The 18,152-nt window shown below is 68.0% G+C and carries 10 protein-coding genes; 2 read left to right on the forward strand and 8 right to left on the reverse strand.

Features of this window, described 5'->3' with window-relative positions; all coding sequences use genetic code 11:
• Positions 1 to 177 precede the first annotated feature (177 nt).
• Positions 178 to 4,095 carry a metallophosphoesterase gene (locus FHR37_RS13080; RefSeq protein WP_139239243.1) on the reverse strand — a complete coding sequence of 1,306 codons (3,918 nt, stop codon included), beginning with the start codon at positions 4,093 to 4,095 and terminating at the stop codon, positions 178 to 180.
• Between the two features lie 396 nt (positions 4,096 to 4,491).
• Positions 4,492 to 4,635, reverse strand: a complete 144-nt coding sequence (locus tag FHR37_RS13085) for a hypothetical protein (RefSeq protein ID WP_175542836.1) — start codon at positions 4,633 to 4,635, stop codon at positions 4,492 to 4,494.
• A 314-nt stretch (positions 4,636 to 4,949) separates the two neighbouring features.
• Between FHR37_RS13085 and FHR37_RS13090 the strand changes: the two genes are divergently transcribed.
• Positions 4,950 to 6,155: an MFS transporter gene (locus FHR37_RS13090; RefSeq protein ID WP_092890131.1), complete on the forward strand. Its 1,206-nt coding sequence runs from the start codon at positions 4,950 to 4,952 to the stop codon at positions 6,153 to 6,155.
• Positions 6,156 to 6,440: 285 nt separating this feature from the next.
• Here FHR37_RS13090 and FHR37_RS13095 read toward each other — a convergent pair whose 3' ends face one another.
• Together FHR37_RS13095 and FHR37_RS13100 are read right to left on the reverse strand one after the other, a co-directional pair.
• Positions 6,441 to 9,962, reverse strand: a complete 3,522-nt coding sequence (locus tag FHR37_RS13095; RefSeq protein ID WP_139239242.1) for a hypothetical protein — start codon at positions 9,960 to 9,962, stop codon at positions 6,441 to 6,443.
• 238 nt (positions 9,963 to 10,200) lie between these two features.
• On the reverse strand, positions 10,201 to 10,803 hold the full coding sequence (locus tag FHR37_RS13100; RefSeq protein ID WP_092890125.1) for a hypothetical protein: 603 nt from the start codon (positions 10,801 to 10,803) through the stop codon (positions 10,201 to 10,203).
• A 558-nt stretch (positions 10,804 to 11,361) separates the two neighbouring features.
• Here FHR37_RS13100 and FHR37_RS13105 point away from each other — a divergent pair.
• Positions 11,362 to 12,210 carry a hypothetical protein gene (locus FHR37_RS13105; RefSeq protein WP_139239241.1) on the forward strand — a complete coding sequence of 283 codons (849 nt, stop codon included), beginning with the start codon at positions 11,362 to 11,364 and terminating at the stop codon, positions 12,208 to 12,210.
• A gap of 60 nt (positions 12,211 to 12,270) precedes the next feature.
• Here the strand turns inward: FHR37_RS13105 and FHR37_RS13110 are convergent, their stop codons facing one another.
• The 4 genes from FHR37_RS13110 to FHR37_RS13125 form a co-directional block, all read right to left on the reverse strand.
• The gene (locus FHR37_RS13110) at positions 12,271 to 12,645 is read right to left on the reverse strand and encodes a hypothetical protein (RefSeq protein ID WP_139239240.1); all 375 of its coding nucleotides are present in this window, start codon (positions 12,643 to 12,645) and stop codon (positions 12,271 to 12,273) included.
• Positions 12,638 to 13,507 (reverse strand): peptidoglycan recognition protein family protein, encoded by an 870-nt coding sequence (locus FHR37_RS13115; protein ID WP_092890116.1) that lies wholly within the window; start codon positions 13,505 to 13,507, stop codon positions 12,638 to 12,640. The genes FHR37_RS13110 and FHR37_RS13115 overlap by 8 nt, the downstream gene beginning before the upstream one ends.
• A gap of 92 nt (positions 13,508 to 13,599) precedes the next feature.
• Positions 13,600 to 16,389, reverse strand: coding sequence for a hypothetical protein (locus tag FHR37_RS13120; protein WP_139239239.1), 2,790 nt, complete (start codon positions 16,387 to 16,389; stop codon positions 13,600 to 13,602).
• A gap of 67 nt (positions 16,390 to 16,456) precedes the next feature.
• Positions 16,457 to 18,151: a hypothetical protein gene (locus FHR37_RS13125; RefSeq protein ID WP_092890111.1), complete on the reverse strand. Its 1,695-nt coding sequence runs from the start codon at positions 18,149 to 18,151 to the stop codon at positions 16,457 to 16,459.
• Between the last annotated feature and the right edge of the window lies 1 nt (position 18,152).

Raw genomic sequence — 18,152 nt, forward strand, 5'->3', positions numbered from 1 at the left:
CCCTGGTCTCCGTGCACTGTCCCGCTCGAGTGCCGGCCGCCGGCTGCCTCCCGGGCGGATCGCGGCGCTCGTCGCCGAGGAGACCACGGCAGTGGCCTGCGAAACGGGCAGGCCCGCGCGTAGTGGCGCGAGAGACGCCACTACGCGCGGGCCCTTACAGTGTGGGCCGAGCCTGTGTCATCGTTCGGTTGGCGCGGTCTTGGACCGCTCTGGGAAGTAGGGGAAGAGCGGAGCGTCGGGCCCCCATGGTCCGGGGCCGCCATTGACGTCGGCTGTGACGAAGACGCTCGGCTGGGACGCGGTGATGCCGCCGCTGGTCGAGCGTGCCGTCACGATCCAGGCGTACGGGGTGGCCGGCCCGAGTTTCGCCCAGGTCACCGACGCCACCTCGCCGGAGGGCACCGACGTCTGGCCGATCAGTTCCGTCGGCGTGTAGAGCGCCAGCACATCGGACTTGAACGTGGTGGTCCGGCTGTTCAGATCGATCGGAAGCACCATGTTGTCCTCGTGCCCGTCGTAGCGGAGGCCGGGGTCGAACTCGGTGGCGCCGAAGTCGTTCAGGAACGGCGAGTAGGTGCTCACCTTCAACTCGGCGCGATCCACGTCGATCTGTAGCAACCGCATGAAGCTCGCGCCGAAGTTGAGCGGGTCGGTGGGGTTGTAGCCGCCGACCTCGGTGAGACCGACCCGGCCTGCCGTCACGCTGTAGGACTGGTAGTCGGCCATCAGTTCGACGACGCCGTTGCCGACCACCTGGCCGACCTGTGGCTTGACGTTGGTGGCGACTCCATGGACGTGGCCGGCGAGGATGAGGAACACGTTGGGGTTGGGCTGGACGATCTGCTTGAAGAGCGACGAGCCGTCGGGGTCGGCGAACTGGCCGGTGCGCCCGTCACGTTGGATGCTCGCGTTCAGGTAGTCGTGGGACAGCAGGATCCCGTTGCGGTCCGGGTACCGCTTGAAGATGGAGTCGGCCCACCTGGCCTCCTCCTTGTTGATGCCGTACGACAAGGCGACGACCACGAAGTCACGACCGCCCGCGGAGAACAGGTCGTAGTGGTTCTCGTTGTCGCCCTCGCGCCACGGGCCGCCGTACGCACCGTTCTTCCAGTTCTGGCTGGCTGCTGCGTACCGGGCGGGACCGTAGTACTGGTTGTAGGTGGCGTTGGGGCCGGTCTCGTGGCCGTACCAGTTGTCGTGGTTGCCGGCGAGCAGGCCGTTCGGGACGTCGGTGTCGTCGAGGATCTTCTGCAGGCGGCTGGACAGCTCGAACTCCCGGATCGCCTGCTGTTGCTTCTCGGGCGTGGTCGGCTGGGCGAGGTTATTGTTGGTGATGTCGCCGGTGTTTGCGACATAGGCGATCTTCCGCGCAGCGGCATTGTCCCTGATCCAACGGGGGATGTCGCCGTACGCCTTCTCCCACACCGCACGCTCGGCCGCCGAGTGCGCCGGCAGCGTGGCGCCTTCTGACAGGTACTGGGTGTCGCTCATGTGGACGATGGCGAAGTCGTAGTCCGCGGGATCCTTGAAGCGGTCCCCGGCTCCGGAATCGATGTCGTCGGCGAACGGGTCCTCCCCGGTGACCATCACGTGCACCCGCTGAACGTCGACGTACCGGTCGGTGACGGTGGCGGTCAGCACCGTGTTGCCCCTGAGAGCACCACGGCTACGGGCGAGTGGGTCCCACGAGGACGTCTGAGTGTTCCACGCCCACAACCTCGCCAGTCGCTCCGGGTCGATGACACCCTCCCACCGCAGCACGGGAGCGTCGACGTGACCCTGGATCGGGATGTCGAACCGTTGGAAGGTGACGCCCCCTGCGGTGGGGGCGTCGATCATGGCGCCGTCGCCGGGCGCCAGAGCCCTGGTGTCGCCGATGTTCGACTCACCGGGAACACTCAGGGTCGTCGGCACGGCGTCGCTCTTGCCCTGCCAGCCCATGCTCGCGGGGAGGATCTTCGCCTGCGAGAACGTCGCGGTGACCGCGCCGCCGTCCGGCTCGGAGACCCTTGCCGACAGCTTCACCGTGCGGGGCTGCCCGGTCGCGCCCGACGCCGGCGAGATCTCGGCCGGGACGTCGGGAATCGCGGCGGAGGTGAAGACCACCTCGCGCGTGGCCTTGTTGCCCAGAGAGTCGCTCGCGGTCACCGCAAGGGTGTGGTCGCCGGCGGACAGCCCGGGTCCGACCAGGTCGCCGACCTGGATGGGGTCGCCGTCCAGGGTGACGTCCGGGCCGGAGCGGACGGAGGAGGGGTCCTGCACCTGCACACCGAGCGGGACGGACGAGGTGATCCGCCGGCCCGCTTCAGGTGTGCTGGCCGCAACGACGGGGGCGGTGTTGTCCGTCACCAGCAGCCGAGTGGCGACCTGGCCGGCACCCGACGTCCCGGCGATGGTGTGGTTCCCGTCGGCCAGCTTGGTGGTGTCGACGTCGGCCCGTAGGCCACCGGCCGGTCCGTCGACGAGGAAGTTGAGGTCGATCTCTGCCAGCAAGTTGTGGTTGGACCCGCAGTTGCCGTCACCCATGTTGTACGTCTGCTTGATCATCTGGCCGGTGGCGGTGCCCCGAGCCGGCGTGAGCGAGATGGCCGAGATCGCGAAGTCGTCCCGGTTGCAGCCGGTCGCGGGTGTGCCGGTGACGACGTCGATCGTGTTCATGCCCGGGGTGAGCCACTCGTTGGGGATCGGCAGGTCGACGCGCTCGTTGACGAAGTCACCGCCGATCAGCCTCTCCATACCGTTCACGCGCACCGTGTTGAGGAACGCGTCGTCGATCGAGTTCGACCCCACGGTGAAGGTGAGCATCGCCTCACCCGACCCGAGGGTCTTCTCGACGTGAACGGCGGGCGCGTCGATCGTGTAGTGCAGCTCGGCCTCACGGAGCAGGACCGTGTTGGAGCCGCAGTTGCCGTCGCCCATCGCATAGGTTCCAGCGATGTCGTGGCCGGTGATCGTGGCGCCCTCGAGGGACAGCTCCAGGTTGGAGATGGTGAAGTCGTCGCGGTTGATTCCACAGGTGGCGTTGATGTCGCCCGTGACGACCTTGATCACGTTCTCGCCGGGTACGAGCCAGCGCGCGGGTACAGCGGCGTTGACCTGGGTGCCGACCCAGTCGCCACCCAGGTCGATGCGCTTGCCGTTGACCAGCAGGAAGTTGTCGGACCTGTCCTCGATGGAGTTGGACCCCACGTCGAAGCTCAACGTGGCGGTGCCGCTGCCGAGGTTCGGTGAGGTCGATGGGTTCTTGCCGTCGACGGTCAGTGAGGCCACGTCGCCGGTGCCCTCGGCGGGAAGCGATGCGAACACCGGCTGCGTGCCGTTGGTCATGGTGCCGTCCACCGGTGCCACGTTCGGCGCACCGCTGGGGGCGTTGTTCACCGTGACGGTGTGCGTGACCGTGCCGCCGGCCGTCGTCGCCGCGGTGATGGCGTGCTTCCCGTTGCCGACCGACGTGGTGTCCCATTCAGCTGCGAGCCCCGTCGTACGCCTCGGGTCACCCGAGACGGTGAAGGTCAGTTCCGCGCGGAGGAGCTTGCCCTGTTGGGAACCGCAGTCGCCGTCGCCGAAGTCGTAGGTGAACTCGTTCCGCTCACCGTCGGCGGTCTCGCCCAGCAGTTCGAGCGCGAAGTCGGACATCACGAAGTCGTCGTAGTTGGCGTCGCATGTCGCGGTCGGGGTCGTGCCGACGACGATCTCGACCACATTCTCGCCGCTGACGAGATACTCGTTGGGGACCTCGAGGTCGGCTCGCTCCAGCGCCCAGGTCTGTGGCTGGTCGATCCGATGACCGTTGACCGTGAGGTAGTTGCCGAAGGCGATGTCCACGGAGTTGGTGCCGACGTCGAAGCGCAGGTGCGAAACACCTACGGTCTGTTCGGCTTCGAGCTCGCGGCCGTCCACGGTCAGGCTCACCACGTCCTCGTCGGCAACCGTCGGCGTCGCCGCCAGTGTCCGGGTGCCGGCCATGAACGCCCCATCGACCGGGTTGAGCTCGGGCGCGGCTCCCGGTCCAAGTGCACTTGTAGATGACCAGCCCGCCTGCGGAAGCGCTGCCAGACCCGCGGCGGCGAACACCACCACCGCGGTCCGCAGCACAGCACTCGTGGCTGCTCGCCGACTCCACGCGACACGCGACCCTGTGGGTTTCATCAGCGCGCCGTCCCTTCTCGACCGTCACGGCGACGGCGCGCCGGTGCCACATCCCTCGTGGCGCAGCCAGGGCGGATCAGTGGGTCAGCCACCTTGGATGAGCCGGGACGTGCACAGAACAGTTCCGGACACGCCGACTTTGCCTTTTCTGAATACTCGCGGGCAGTTCAGCCGTCCAGACAGGAAATTGCGACGGTGCGACGGCCTTGGCCCTGGGCCGGTGTCATCTGACCGTGGCGGGTGACGAGTGTCTTCGTGTCAACTGTGAGATCTACGTACGGCGCTCGAACCGCGCGTGGAACACGCCACTCATGTCCTGTACGGGGCGGCGCTGGAAGTGGTCTACTTCTGAGTCCGGTCCGGCGATTCGGAGGTTTCGGTGTTCGGGATTCCCCTGATGTCGCTGCCGTCGGTGCGCATGGTGTAGATGCTGTTCCTGGCCGGCGAGGTGTAGCCGAGGAAGTGCTCCTCGTCGTGCGGGAGCACAAGCCGTTTTCCGTCCGGAGAGAAGTCACCGGGATGGTCTGACGCGTTGGGAGGGGAAGCTGAGCTGGTTGCGAAGCCGCGCAAGCCGCCGTTGACACAGGGACCGACCCGCCAGCATCATCCGTCTCCAGGCCGTGCACGGCCCACACATTCCGGAATCTCGACCATGCGACGGGCGGCTGTCACCTGCCGTGGGTCAGGCGCGTGGCAGAGCGCATGTGTGCGGTGAACCACCACGTGCTGCACACTATTGCCAGTGTGCGCCTCGATGTCGGTGCACAGGATGAGGGCGCCGCCTCCCGGGGGAACGCCGCATGGGCCTGCTCAGAACCAATCCGAGCTTCGCGCTGCTGTGTGTGGCCCGCACCATGTCCTTCGCGGGCGGGTCACTGGCGCATATGGCATTGGTGTTGTACGTGGCAAGCCGTGGCGGCGGACCCGCCGTTGCCACCCTGCTGATCGTCTCCGACTTCTCCCCCAGCTTCCTCGCACCCGTACTGGGGTCGATCGGAGACCGGTTCGATCGCCGCCGACTGATGATCGCCACACAGATACTGCAGGCGGGCACGGTACTGGCGATCGCCGCATGGCTGCCCGCCCTGCCCGTCCTGCTCCTCCTCGTTGCCGTGAACGCCAGCCTGGCGCGGGCTTTCGAGCCGGCCTCCTCCAGCGCCGTCCCGCAACTGGTGTCCGACGCCGACCTCGTTCGCGCCAACTCGATGATCGGCTTCGGCACCTACGGACTCGCACTCGTCGGCCCCCTCGGCGCCGCCGCCCTCACGCCACTCGTCGGCCTGCGTGGAGTCCTGGTGGCGAACGCCGGAGCCTTCCTCATCTCGGTCGCCCTCCTGCGGCGACTCCCGCCTCTCTCGCCGACCCAGCCAGGCCAGGATCAGCCCGCGCCGAGACATCGACCAGCGCTGTGGCGCGACACCATGTCGGGCCTGCGTTACGTGTGGGCCGACCGAACCGTCCGTGCGACCTTGATCGGCTTCACTCTGCTGGTGGCCTGTACCGGTTTGGACGACGTCGCCTTGGTGTTCCTGGCCAAGAACACCTTCCACGCCGGCGACTCCGTGGCGAGCCTCCTCTATGCCGGAGCCGACGTCGGAGTGTTGCTCGGGTTCCTCGCCCTCACCAGGGTCACCCGGTTGGCAGCGGTCCCCTACTTCGTGGCCGGCATGGCGGTCGGCAGCCTCGGCAACCTGCTCACCGGACTGTCCTGGGCCGTACTCCCGGCGATCGTCTGTCAGGCCGTGCGCGGCGTCGGGATCGCGTCGCTGGAAGCCGGGAGCCGCACGCTCGTGCAACGCTGTGTCCCCAACGCCATGCAGGCACGGGTCTTCGCCAATCTCTCCACCGCAATCGGCCTCGCCGCCGGTGTCTCCTACGTCGGCGGCGGCATCGTTCTCCTGTCGACGTCACCCGGCGCGGTGCTGTTCGCAGCCGGAGCCGCAGGACTCCTGGTCACGATCGGCACCGCCGCGGCCCTGACCACCGCTGCACGGAGGACTGGGTGATCGACGGTCGGCAGTCGGACGCGAAGCACGTTGGACGCCGTCGGAAAAGTCGTACGGGAGGCGTTCCAGTCCCCGGAAAGTGCTGCCCTCCCTCCACGTCACCCCAGGTGTCCGCTCCTGGGATGGGTGATGTCGAGCTGCCCAGCGTCGGGGAACCGCCGGTCGTCCTGGTTGGCCGGGCCACCGACTCGGACTGCGGAAAGCGCGAACGAACACCCGATCCTGGTGACGAGATGTGATCTTGGCAGGTCCGTGGCAGCGGCACCTTGAACCGATCAGCGTCCCTCATCGGGTGTCGTTGTTCTCGTGCCGGATGGCCTGGTCGTAGAAGATCACGGCCATTGACGCCAGCGCCGTCTGGATCACGGTGTAGAGTCCGACGGCTTCCGGAGGCAGCGGGCCACCGCCTTCTTCTTCCTTCAACACCGCCTGCCCCCCGGCGAAGAGTTGTTGAGCGAACGCGACACCTGTGATCCCGCTGTTCCACGACAGTGGTTCCCGCACGGTATCGACGATCAGCAACACCAGGCTGACCAGGAAAAGGATCTCCTGCCGTTCCAACTCCGAGAGCCGGGCCAGAGCTGCCCGCGCCTGAGGGGTGAACATCACGAGGCCTGCCAGGAGGAACAGCCCGTCTCCGGCATAGACGATGGCCCGTAGGGTTCTGTCGTTCGTGGCGGCCACGGCAAGCACCGACATGCGGGTGACGACCAGGGTCAGCCGTACCGCGCTGAACGCGGTGGTCCAGGGGGCGAGCGCCATCGCGTCGCAGAACGTCACCGCACCGGTCAGGGGCACGATGACCGACCCGAGGACGATGCCGACCGTCTGGTACCACTCGTAATCGACGGCCGAGGACAGGTCCGCCGACCACGCGTGTGCCGGACCTTCCAGAGCACCGAACGTGGGCACGTCCTCGGTCACGCAGACCGCGACGGCCATGCACATGAGCTCGTACGCGCTGGCGTCCCGATCGGTCAGGCCGCGGTAGAAGCCGGTGAAGTAGGACGACGGGAACGGGGTGTCCAACCAGTCGACGATCTGGTCGGGGTTGGCCCACAGCAGGTGGGCGAACGTGCCGGCGGAGGTCACGGTGTTCGCGGTGGCGTCCAGCGTGGCGTCCAGGTCGTGCTGCACGGGACCGAGCAACTGACCGAGCGGCGTGTTGAGTGCCGCCCGTGGGTCCGTCATCAGCCTCATCAGCATGGCGCCAAGGTCGGCGAGCGTTGCGGCGCTCGCAGTTGCCGCGTCCGTAAGCGCGGTCCCGGTTTGCTGTGCGGCATCGCCCAGCCCGGGAATCGAAGGGCCCGCCAGCAGGTCTGTCGGCAGCCGCAAGGCCGAGCCGGCCTTGTCCAGGAGCCAGGTCACCGCGGCCCACAACTCCGATGAGATCCCGTTCGCTGCGCCGGCCACGGCAGCACTGGCCGGCAAGCTGCTCTTGGCCATCGGATCCGAGCCGAGAGCGGTGAACCAGTCGTCGAGCTGCTGTCGAGCGCCGCTGACCGACGCCGCGGCAGCTCCCGCACCCAGAGCCGGGTCGGGGATCTTCGCCATTGCGAGTGAGATGGCGTGCTTCAACGCCACCCGCACCGCGTCACGACGCTGTTTGACCGAGTCCCAGTCGAACAGGAAGCCGAGCTTGCTCAGCAGCCATCCCACGGCCTGGCCCATGGCGATGCCTGCGGCGTGGAGTACGCAGTTGACCGCGTCCAATGCACGGTCGACGGTGTCGATCACCGCTTGGACTATGTGCTTGACGCCGTCGACCCCGAACGTGATCACCGCCGTCGCACCCTGCATCACGACGTGAGTGACGTCCACCACCCCGTGCCAGACCGCGCGGGCACCCTCGCAGAGGAAGTCCCACGCGTCGCCCAGGAAGCCGCCCAGGCCCGCGGGGTACACCTGGTCGACATAGCAGGCCGGCCACGTCGACACGTCGACCGGCGGGTTGGCCAGCGCTGCCGCCAGCCTTTCGTCGGCCTCCTGCCCGCTCAGAAAGGTGATCACCGGTGTCGGGCCCGTGGCGTCGATCTCCCATCCACCGGAGGTCGGCTGCGCCGCGGCGTCCGGCGTCGTCGGCGGTTGCACCTGAGCCATCACCTGGTTGAGGACCGAACTCAAGTCCTGTGCGGACACTCCGGGCCGGAGTAGCGGCGCACCCGTGCGTGGATCTGTGGCGGCCGTCAGGTCGGCAGCGGTGACGGTGGCGAGTAGGTTCTGCACGCCACGCTCGGGGTGGATGACCAGCGGGTCGGCAAGGCCGGGCGCGGTCAACGTCAGTGTGGGCGCTCCGAGACGGCCGTTCATGGGCAGCGTGATCCACGTGCTGCCCGCACAGGTGATGCTGTAACCGGACGGCTGCAGCAGCACGGTGGAACCGTCGACCGTGCACCGCACCGACTCCGACGAGGTGACGGTGAAGGTGGCCGGCGCGGGCTCGTTGTTCGCCGTGAGGGCGGAGATGCCGATGCGGTATCCCTGAGACTCGGTCGGCGTGGCCTGCCACGACTCGACGTCGACGAACGAGGGACTGAACGACCCGTCGTCGCTACGACGCCAGACCTCGTACCCGATCGGCGTGCCTGCCGCCTGCCCGGCGTCACGTCGCACGAGTAGCGCCAGCGCCGGCCCGTCGTGCTCGACGTCGACGATCGTGGCACCGGAGTCGAGTAGCACACAGCTGTCCCAGGCACTCGAGTCGGGCTGCCGAGTGGCGAGCCACATCTGCGAGTGCGCCCCCGACGTGTCGGTGAACACCGCCTGCACCAGCACGGCCAGGCCGCCGGACATGGGCACCGGCCATACGGCGGTCGCCCGCACGGTGCTGGGCAGGTCCAGGGTCGCGGTCTGCGCCGGATCCCAGACGGGGACAGACCCATCGGCCGGCACCGTCCCGGTCACCGTGACCACCTGCGGCGTGGCCTTCCCGTCGCCTACGGCGTCGATGGTGACGAGTTCGACCTTGCCGCCACCGAGGTCGGCGACCGCCCCGCAGGCTGTCGGCGACGTCGTGACATCGGTGATGAACTCGCCCTGGCCGGAGGACCACTGGCCGCCTGTGTAGATCACCTGGCCAGTGATCAAGCGGGCCTTCCCGTCGACCGCCCCGCTGAGATAGGCGAAGTACAGCGCATTCGCCGACGTGCTCGGCAGCGGTTGGTACCAGGTGTGCACGGACGGTATGCCGTTCACCGGGGAGGTTTGCCAGGTTGTCGTGTCCCGCAGCTGCATTCTCGTGCCAAGGTCCTGGCCACCTTCCAGGATGTAGCGATTGCCCGCCGGTAGGTGCAGCAGACCACGAGTGAGCAGTGCTGGGCTCGAGCCACTCGCGGTGCCGTTGACAGGTTGGCCGAGCTTGCCGTCCGCACCTACCGGAACCACCTGGAACGACCCGTCCGGTGCCTGCGTTGCCGACGCCACACCCGAGGTCTCGACGCCTGCGACCTCGGCCTCGGGCGTTGCAGGACTCGGGCCGGGCGTGTAGGCCGACCACAGCCCGATGGCGTGTGTGCCGTCGGTGAGCACGAGCCGGGCGGCGTACGAACCGGTCAGCCACGCGCCCAGCAGCAGTTGGTCGGTCTGCGCCCACCCCGTACCGGACCCGTCGTCCTCACCGGCACGCAGCAGGGAGCTGGGTCTGATCCCCCCGCGCTCGACAACACCGTTGACCTGAACCCGATCGTCCGACGACCGTGTCAGAAACGGCGCCGGCGACTGCGACGACGCCGGCGCATCGCCTGCCGAGCTGACCAACCAAGCCTCGGCGACCGCGAAGTCCTGCATGGGCGTAACTGTCGCGGACACGGTAATAGCATCTGTGGGCAACTCGGCCGCCTCTCAGGAGACGCGATCACTGCTCGCGACTGCGGACAGCTCCGCCGCCAGCGCCAACCCCGTCAGTGTCATGGACAGCTCCCATGATCACCTTCGAGGCCCGTCCATGAATGGCAAACGAGCGAACCATCGCACCGAGGGGCAAGGACCCGGGCAGATCGGCTGACACCCCCCCCCCCGGTTCGTTCCGCCGATGGGCGCCCGGGAACTACTGCAGCGTCCACCAGGTCGTACGACGGAGTGCACCGTCCCAGCTGAAGCTGAGGTGGAAGTGGTTCGTGTGCAGGTTCGCCGTCCCGTAGTACGGCAGCCACCCCTCGTCAGGCCGGTAGGCGCGCCATATCTTGCGGTTCCAGATCGCGTACATGATTCCCAATCGGCGGGCCATGGCGTGCCGGTTGCCGTGGCTGTCCGGTCGCAGCAGCCACCAGAAGAAGTCGTTGGCGGCCTTCCGGGACGAGCGCGAGTACGCGTTGAACGCCACGTCCAAAGCACGGCCCTCGGCGTGCTCGCTGACGCCGCCGGTGCAGGGGTGACCGATGCTCCAGGCACGGTCGCCGTACGTACGGAGGATGAGGTTCCTCACGTCGACGACGCCGGGCTTCGACGCAGTGCCACACGTCGTCCCCCCGTCGTAGGCGGCGTACGCGTCGATCCTCGCCGGGAACGAAGGCGTGGGCGGCATCTTCCGCGACCACTGGACGAGCTCCAGGCCCAGGTCCTCGCTGTGAACGAGGGGTTCCTCGTTCTCCTGTTTCTGTCGTGCGGAGGCCGCGTAGGTCAACGGTGCGGCGACCGCTCCCAACACCACGGCGCTGACCAGATCCCTGCGCGTAGGCCGGATCCGCCGACTCCTCGCACAAGGCCCAGTTGCTCGGGACCAACCCTGCGTGCGCCATGAATGTCGTACGGGTGTCACGCTCAGGAATGTGCGATGCGTGGGCCTGCCTTTCATCGGACACTGGCGCCGTCGAGCTCTGTACGACCTTGCTGCATGCACGTGGACCTGTCGAGCCCGTCATTGCGTGAGTCGTAGGAGCGCGGGCCGTCGGGGCCTGCTCTGCCACCGAGGTAGTTGCACCGCGGCCACGCACGCATGAGGTCTCCCTCCAGCGCAGTTCGCGTGGCAGAACGCGCGTGATCAACCAAGCGTGTGCTCCCGCCGTGCGCGACGAACCCGTTTCGCCACAAGTCACCAATGACCGCTTGCCAAGTCCACCGTGCGATGCAGGTCGAGGCAGCACAAGAAGGAGCGGCGTTGACAGGCCTCGGGCACGAGATCATCTTGTGTGCACGACCCGGAGGTGGCGCCGGCGTCGTGCTCGGGGCAGGGATGGCCGGCACACTCGCGGCAACAAGGAGGCGGCCGATGGACGCACAGCGTCGACCTTTCCGCAAGGCCGTAAGAAGCGTAATTTACAGCCTCGGACCAACCCGATGGTCGCCCCTGGTCTTCCTCGTCTACCAAGTAGCGTGGATCACGGCCTTGGTGGCCCTGATGGTGGCCGCCACGAGAGGCAAGGCGGCCCCGCCTTCCTACAGCTGGGACCATGTCGTTCCCCTCTGGGTTCCATGGGCCGGGGCGCTGGGAGGCTCGACGATCAGCGTCGTCGGCGTGGTCAGCCACAGTCGCGAATGGGACGGTCTTGGGTTTGCCTACTGGCATCTCGCAAGACCGATCCTCGGCATGATCACCGGCTCGGTGGCCGTCTTGGTTTTGCTCTTCGTTCTGAAGGGGATCGCCCCAGACGTTATCCCGGCGTCCGATGAGAACTACACCCCCGGCGGGACCGCTGTCCTGTTCGTCATCGCTTTCGTCGTCGGCTACCGCGAAGAGACATTTCGTGAACTGGTGAAGAGGGTCGTCGACGTCTTGCTCGGCCCCGGTGAGAAAGCAGCCACGCAGAGACTGGCTCTCGTTCCCGGCATCCTCCTCCTTCAGGCCGAAGCCGCAGTAGGAGGTTCGGTGAGCGGCAGCGTCACCTTGTTCAACAACACTCAGGACACCTTCGATCTGAAGTCGGCGGGGCTCAAGATCAACGGCGACCCCGAGTTCACGGTCACGTGGACCGACAATGGGCCCCTAGGGCCGGGCGACGCTCGTGCAATCAATGTGACGTGGACACCTGATACTCCACCAGTTCGATCGGAACGGATTCTTCGGGTCGAAGTCGGCGGATACAGCTTGACCGCGACGGTCCGCGCCACTGTTTCCTGACCGTCCTCGCCGGCGAGCTGTGTGGGTGGCGGTCAGGACCGCCACCCACACAGCGTCAGTTCAGTTCGGAGCCGTACCTGCGGACGACTCGGACACGTCCGCAGGCTCGAGGAGTTCGTCGGAGTCCTCGACATCGTGGCGCAGACCTTCCGGAACGAGTCGGTTGCCGGCGTGGTCCGCCGGCCTGTCGACGGGCGTGATCTTCGCTCGCGCCGAGGTGACCGCCCAGGTCCAGACGACGGCCGGCGCCAGCACACTGGCGACGCCCAGGACCCGGCGGTCGCGTGCTCCGACGGCTCCGCTTCTCACGCCCGCAAGGGCCGCCAGTGCGGTGACCGAGCCGGCCACCGCGGCCCGGGCCAGCAGCGGCTCACGAGCCAGCCGGGTCGAGTCGACGAACCGGCCCACCCGCCGCAGTTCCAACCGTTCAGGCAACGACGCGAAATCCATGCTTGTCTCCCAGTTTCTTCAGGCTCTCCGATCCGGGAACTCCGTCGGCGTCGGCCCCGGAGTATCCGCAGCGCCGCTGCCACCGAGCGTAGGCGTCGACGGTGCGGGTGCCGAACGAACCGTCACTCGCGTACTGCAACGACAGCAGCCCCTCGGCCGCGAGCGCCCGCTCCACGATTCGTACGTCGTCCGCCGCGCCCGGCGTGGCCGCACCCTGCGGTCGCTTCGGGTCCAGCTTCGCCGCCTTGGCGACCGCGGCCAGACTTACGGCCGACCCCGCCGGACGGGGTGGCCTGGGCGGCTTCTCCCCGACGGCGGCGCTTATGACGGCACCGACCTGGGCGATGCGTGCGGGCGCCGGGCACGCATGGTGCTGGTTGAACCGCGGAGGCTTGGAACTGGTGTACTGCGCGTGCCAACCGATGCCGCGGCCGAAGATCTCAGGCAGTTTCACCAGGGGCACGCCATGGGTGTCTCTCAGCCAGACGAGCAGGTTCGCCATCGCGGCGATCTGGTGGTCGTTCCATCGAGGGACCTTGCGAACGTCCTTGCCGTCCCAGACCCGGCCGGCGCCGTCCCAGGTCTCGATGCTGATGTGGCCTTTGCCGCCACCGAAGTAGTTGCCGTCCAACTGGCAGTGGGCGACGCGTTCGGTGTCGACGTACTGCATGACGTTGCCGTCCTCGGCGACGTAGAAGTGACTCTCGACCGACGACTGCAGCCAGACATTCTTGATGTTCTTGGCGTTCGAGACCGCCGTGTGCAGGACGACGCCCCACGGTCGGATGCGGGGCTGGCTGTTTGCCTCCGGGAGCGGATCCCAGTCGGCGTGCGGATAACGGGCCATGGCGCGGACTCCTGAGATGAAAGAGCTTGCGATGAACGAGCTTGCGGCGAACGAACTTGCGGTGAAGTGTGGTGCGGAAGAGGGAGGATCGGTCAGGACATCGGCAGCGGAAGGTCCGTGTCGTCCAGAACGAACGACCCGTGGCCTTCCCGGAGGCTTCCGTCGGCACCGAGCGCCGGATCGCTCCAGTGGTCCCAGGCGGTGCCGACGTCGGCGAAACTGGCTGGATAGTTCACACGGAGTGCGGCGACGATCTTCGTCTGCTCCGCGTCACCCCAGGTCGTGGTGTCCATGCTGGCGAGGTTCGCGCCCGCGATGGTGTCGGCCATCTTGGTTCCGGCCCGGCCTGAGGAGATGATCGGGTTCGGGAAGTTCACGTGGTAGCGGTACACGAGCGCGACCGCGTGCTCGCAGGTGAAGACGTCGCCGAAGGTCGCAGGACGGGTTCCACCACTGCCGTCGGGAACGGTGGGTACGTTCGTCCCCATGGCTTTCGCCCACGGCGTGCGAAGGATGTCCCGGATTCGGGTGCGGGCCATGTCCCATTCACACCGCCAGAGCTCCGGGCTGTTCCGGCACATCATCAGGAAGCGGTACCACCAGTGCCAGTCCCGGAAGCGTTCGAAGTCGTCCGCCTCGGTGACGGGCACGGCGATATCGCGCTGGTAGCTCCCGCCACTTCCGGGCAGGCCGTAGAGCACCGGCGCACAGACGTACTTCCGCGCGCCCGTGTCCCACATCGGGTTGGGCCAGGTCTGCGGCCACGGGTAGGCGGGATAGACGCCGAAGACGCCGAGATAGCGTTCGTAGACCGCCGGGTACTTCATTCGCAGGTACGCCAGCAGGGCGAACAACTCCCCCGTGTGGTGCGCCGGCCAGATGGTCCAGTGCGCCACGCCGAGCGAGACCACCGCGCTGTCCCAGCCGTTCATCGAGTCCAGGTACGACCCGCACTCCAGCGCTGCGACCGCTGCGACGACGCGGTAGGTGCTGGCACGCGCCACGTTGGTCGCGGGATCGATCGCCGCACCAGTGAGCCGCGCCGGGTCGACGCGGGTGTCCGGCGACCACAGGGAGTTCGGCTTGTACGAGCGGCTGATCGGGCCCTGCCCCATGTCCGGGACACTCGCCATCGAACCGGCCGCCACGCCGTCGACGGGAGCGACCACGCGGTTGGCGGGGATGTCGTAGTACATCGAGGCGTCTCGCGCCCAGACGGCGTCCCCGACGGCCGGATCGTCCCGTAACCAGATCCGGTCCTTGACGAACGTCGTCGGCGCACTGGCGGTGTTCCACTTCCATGACTCCATCACCACCGGACAGTGCATCCGGTCGGCGACCTTGACCCGCTCGGTGACACCGGGAGCCGTACCTCGGCGGGCGGTCGTCTCGGTCACCCATCGGGCAAGCACCGTGGCGGTCTCCGGGTCGAGCAGGCCGTGCACCGGCCCCCAGTACCTGCGTGGGTTGTGCAGATGGAACAACGGGTCGGCTGCGTGCGGGCCGGTGAGCGGCTCCAGTACGCCGGCCACTCCCTCGGTGCCGGCGTACCCCTGGAGGTGCCGAACGGCCCACTGCGTGGATCGCCCGTACTCGCGGTACGCGGCGGTTCCCTTGGCCGGAAGGCAGGTGAAGCCGACGAGGACCAGGTCGTCGTGCAGCTTCTCCACGTGGCTGCCCGGATCTCCGGCCCGGACGGCACCGCCGTACTTCTTCGTGGCATCGGAGTCACCGGGCTGGAGGTAGAAGCCGCCGTATCTCGTCTCCAGGGCGTAGAGGTGGTCGCTCGGCCAGGAGGGCACTCCTCCGGTGAGCGCGGCGGTGAGGAACGCGACGAAGTCGTCGGCCATCGACCGGATCACAGCCGCCTGGGCGGTCACGTCCGCGAGTGCCGACTCGGCGGCTCCTTTGATTCCCTTCGTGCCACGGCGTTCGATGACCAGGAACAACCAGGCGACCAGGGTGAGGGCCTTGGCCACCGACTCCGCGGCCTTGGCGTCCAGCGTGACCGTGGAGCCGGACTCGGTGTGCGGGATGGGTGGTTGGGCGGCCTTCACGAACGACGCGAACCGCGTGGTGACGTGGGGCGTTCCCGCCACCGGCGGGTCGAGGTAGTACCCGCGCAGGAGTGCGCCCACGCTGGCGATGCTCGGAGTGCCCACCGCGTGTGCGGCGAGTACCTGCGCGTCGAGATCGCTGAGCAGGTCCTGCAGCGACATCTTCCGCACCAGCACCGACTTGCGGTGTTCCTCGCTCTGCGCCGCAGTCCACGGCGTACCGGCCGCCTCCGCCTTGATGCGCTCGGAGTTCCACTCGACGAACCATGAGGCGAGGTCACCCACCCAGGTGACGAGCCCCTGGATACCGGTGTCGAACATCTCACCCAGAGAGGGGTCCAGCATCGTCGCGACCATCCGCCAGGTGTTGAGCTCGCGCCGGTTGAACGCGAAGTCGATTCCGACGAACAGGTGACTGGTGTCAACCGGCGCTTGCTCGAACCCGGAATAGGGGGCGAACGGCGACCCCGTCATGATGTTGCCGGTCGAGTAGAGGCGGTCGAGTGTCGTCGCCGACACGTCCTTGGTGGTGAGCGGCGCGGCCAGTTTTTCGGTGTCGAACAGAACGTCGAACTTCGCGCCGGCCCCCTTGGTGAACCTGCTGTAGGCCAGCCGCCGGAGATTGAGGACGTTCCGTCGGAAGTCCTCGCGGGTGGGCGAGTTTCCTTCCATACGGTCGATCCAGACGAGATAGTCCGCCAGCCGAGCTGTGTAGGCCTTCACCTCCTCCGAGCCAACCGCCGGTCCGTCCTGCCACGCTTCCCGGTGCCGGCGGCGCAGCCGCATCGTCGCCGCCAGGCCAGCCGCCGAAGCTACCGTCCCCATGCGTTCCCCCAGGTGTCACTCGTGTACGGCGCGGTGCCTACACAGTCTTGGTCCGTGTACGGCAACGTCAGTCGATGGTGTCGAAGCGCAGGCCGCTGGAACTCTGCCCGCGTCCGGCCCGCTTGCCGCGGCCGACCCAGAAGTAGGACTCCCCGCCGACCCATCTGGCGTACTGCGTGGTGCGGGTGACCACGGCCCCCTCGGACGGCACCTCCTCCTCGGGCAGTTCGAGCGGTTCGCCCGGTCGCAGCAGCCGGCCGAGCGGGTTCAGCGGGACCGGTTGGCCGTCCCGCCCGGTGCGACTGAGGGTGGCGCGTCGCAGGTGGTTGGCGCCCGGCCGTACCTCCACCGGCAGCAGCGGGATCCAGTGCTCGGGTACGTCGGTCATCAGCCGGTAGGGCAGCCTTGCCGGGTCGGTGCCGTCACTGCCGATGACAGCGGTTCCGCCGGTTCCGTCGAAGGTGCGGGCAGCCGCGGCTTCGGCCCGATCGAGGGTGCGACCGACGGCGTTGGTGACTTTGCGTTCGATCGCCCATGCCTGGTTCGCGCCCTCGTCACGGGCGAACGCGACCTCCTCCAACGGGTCGCTCTCGAGCGTCTGGGCGAGCACCGGCGCGACGAACAGGCCCGACTCCGCCGCAACTCCTCCCGAGGCGCTGAGCTGGAACAGTGACCATCCGGCGTCGCCCCTGCCATCGCCCTGGCCGGACACCAGGCACTGCTCGCCGAAGGTGTCCGCGACAACGACAGAGGTGACGCTCGTCAGCGAGCCGACCGGAACGTCGACGGGCACGACGTACCAGTCGTTGGCGTACACCGTGGCGAACTCAACCAGCAGCATGCGGGCGAGATCCTCCGGCGCGGTCTCGATCCCACCGAAGTTCACTCGGGCGTCCTCGAACTCCCAGTAACGCCGAGAGGGCATCCCGGCGAAGAACGCCGGCGCCGGCAGGACAGTGCGGACGAGTTCTGTTCGGTCGGCCGGCGCCTGCAGCGGGGTTGCCTTGTCGTCGACGACGAACGAGTGCCAGTCCAGGCGCCCCCCGTCGTACGCGGGTGCGCCGAGGGTGATCTGCTGCCCGCCGCGGTCTGCGCCAACGGCGAACTCGTACTCCATGCGAGCGGGCTTCCACGCGGACCGCTCCGGCGGCACGGTCGACAGCCGGGACTTCGCCCACCCGAGCCAGCGCACCGCGACCTGCCGGGCGGTCTCGGCATCCGCGCCCTGCAGCCCCCACTCGGGCAGGCCGTCCGGCAGCGTCACTCCCAGCGCGTCCGCCAGGGCGGCTCCGTCGGGGACGCGACCTGAGACCACCGCCAGGTAACGACGGGCGGAAGCGTCGACGAGCGGGCCGACCGGCGCCTCGTCCGCCCGCAACGGGTACGCGGCCACGATGGCGTCGGCCACCGCGCCCGTCAACCCGGCGGCGGCTAGCATACGCAGGAAGTGCTGCCCGGCTTCGGCGGCTGCACGCAGATCCGGTGCGGGTTCCTCCCGCTCGACCAGGACCTCCAGCGGTGTGGCGCCGTCGTAGTCCTCGGCGACGAGGTCGGCACCGGGACGGAACCTGGTTACGCGGTCGGAGGTGGCGCGGACTCGGACCCAGACGGGCGACCCGGCGTCGTCGCCGAGGAACTCCCCGAACTGCCACTGTCGCGCCAGCGTCCACAGCGGGTCGTGTACCTGCGCCTCCAGCGCCGGCCGCATGTCGCCGGCACGGGCCCGTGGCTCGATCCGGGTCCAGGTGGTGATGGACGACATG

This window comes from Actinopolymorpha cephalotaxi (genome assembly GCF_013408535.1).
GTDB lineage: Bacteria > Actinomycetota > Actinomycetes > Propionibacteriales > Actinopolymorphaceae > Actinopolymorpha > Actinopolymorpha cephalotaxi.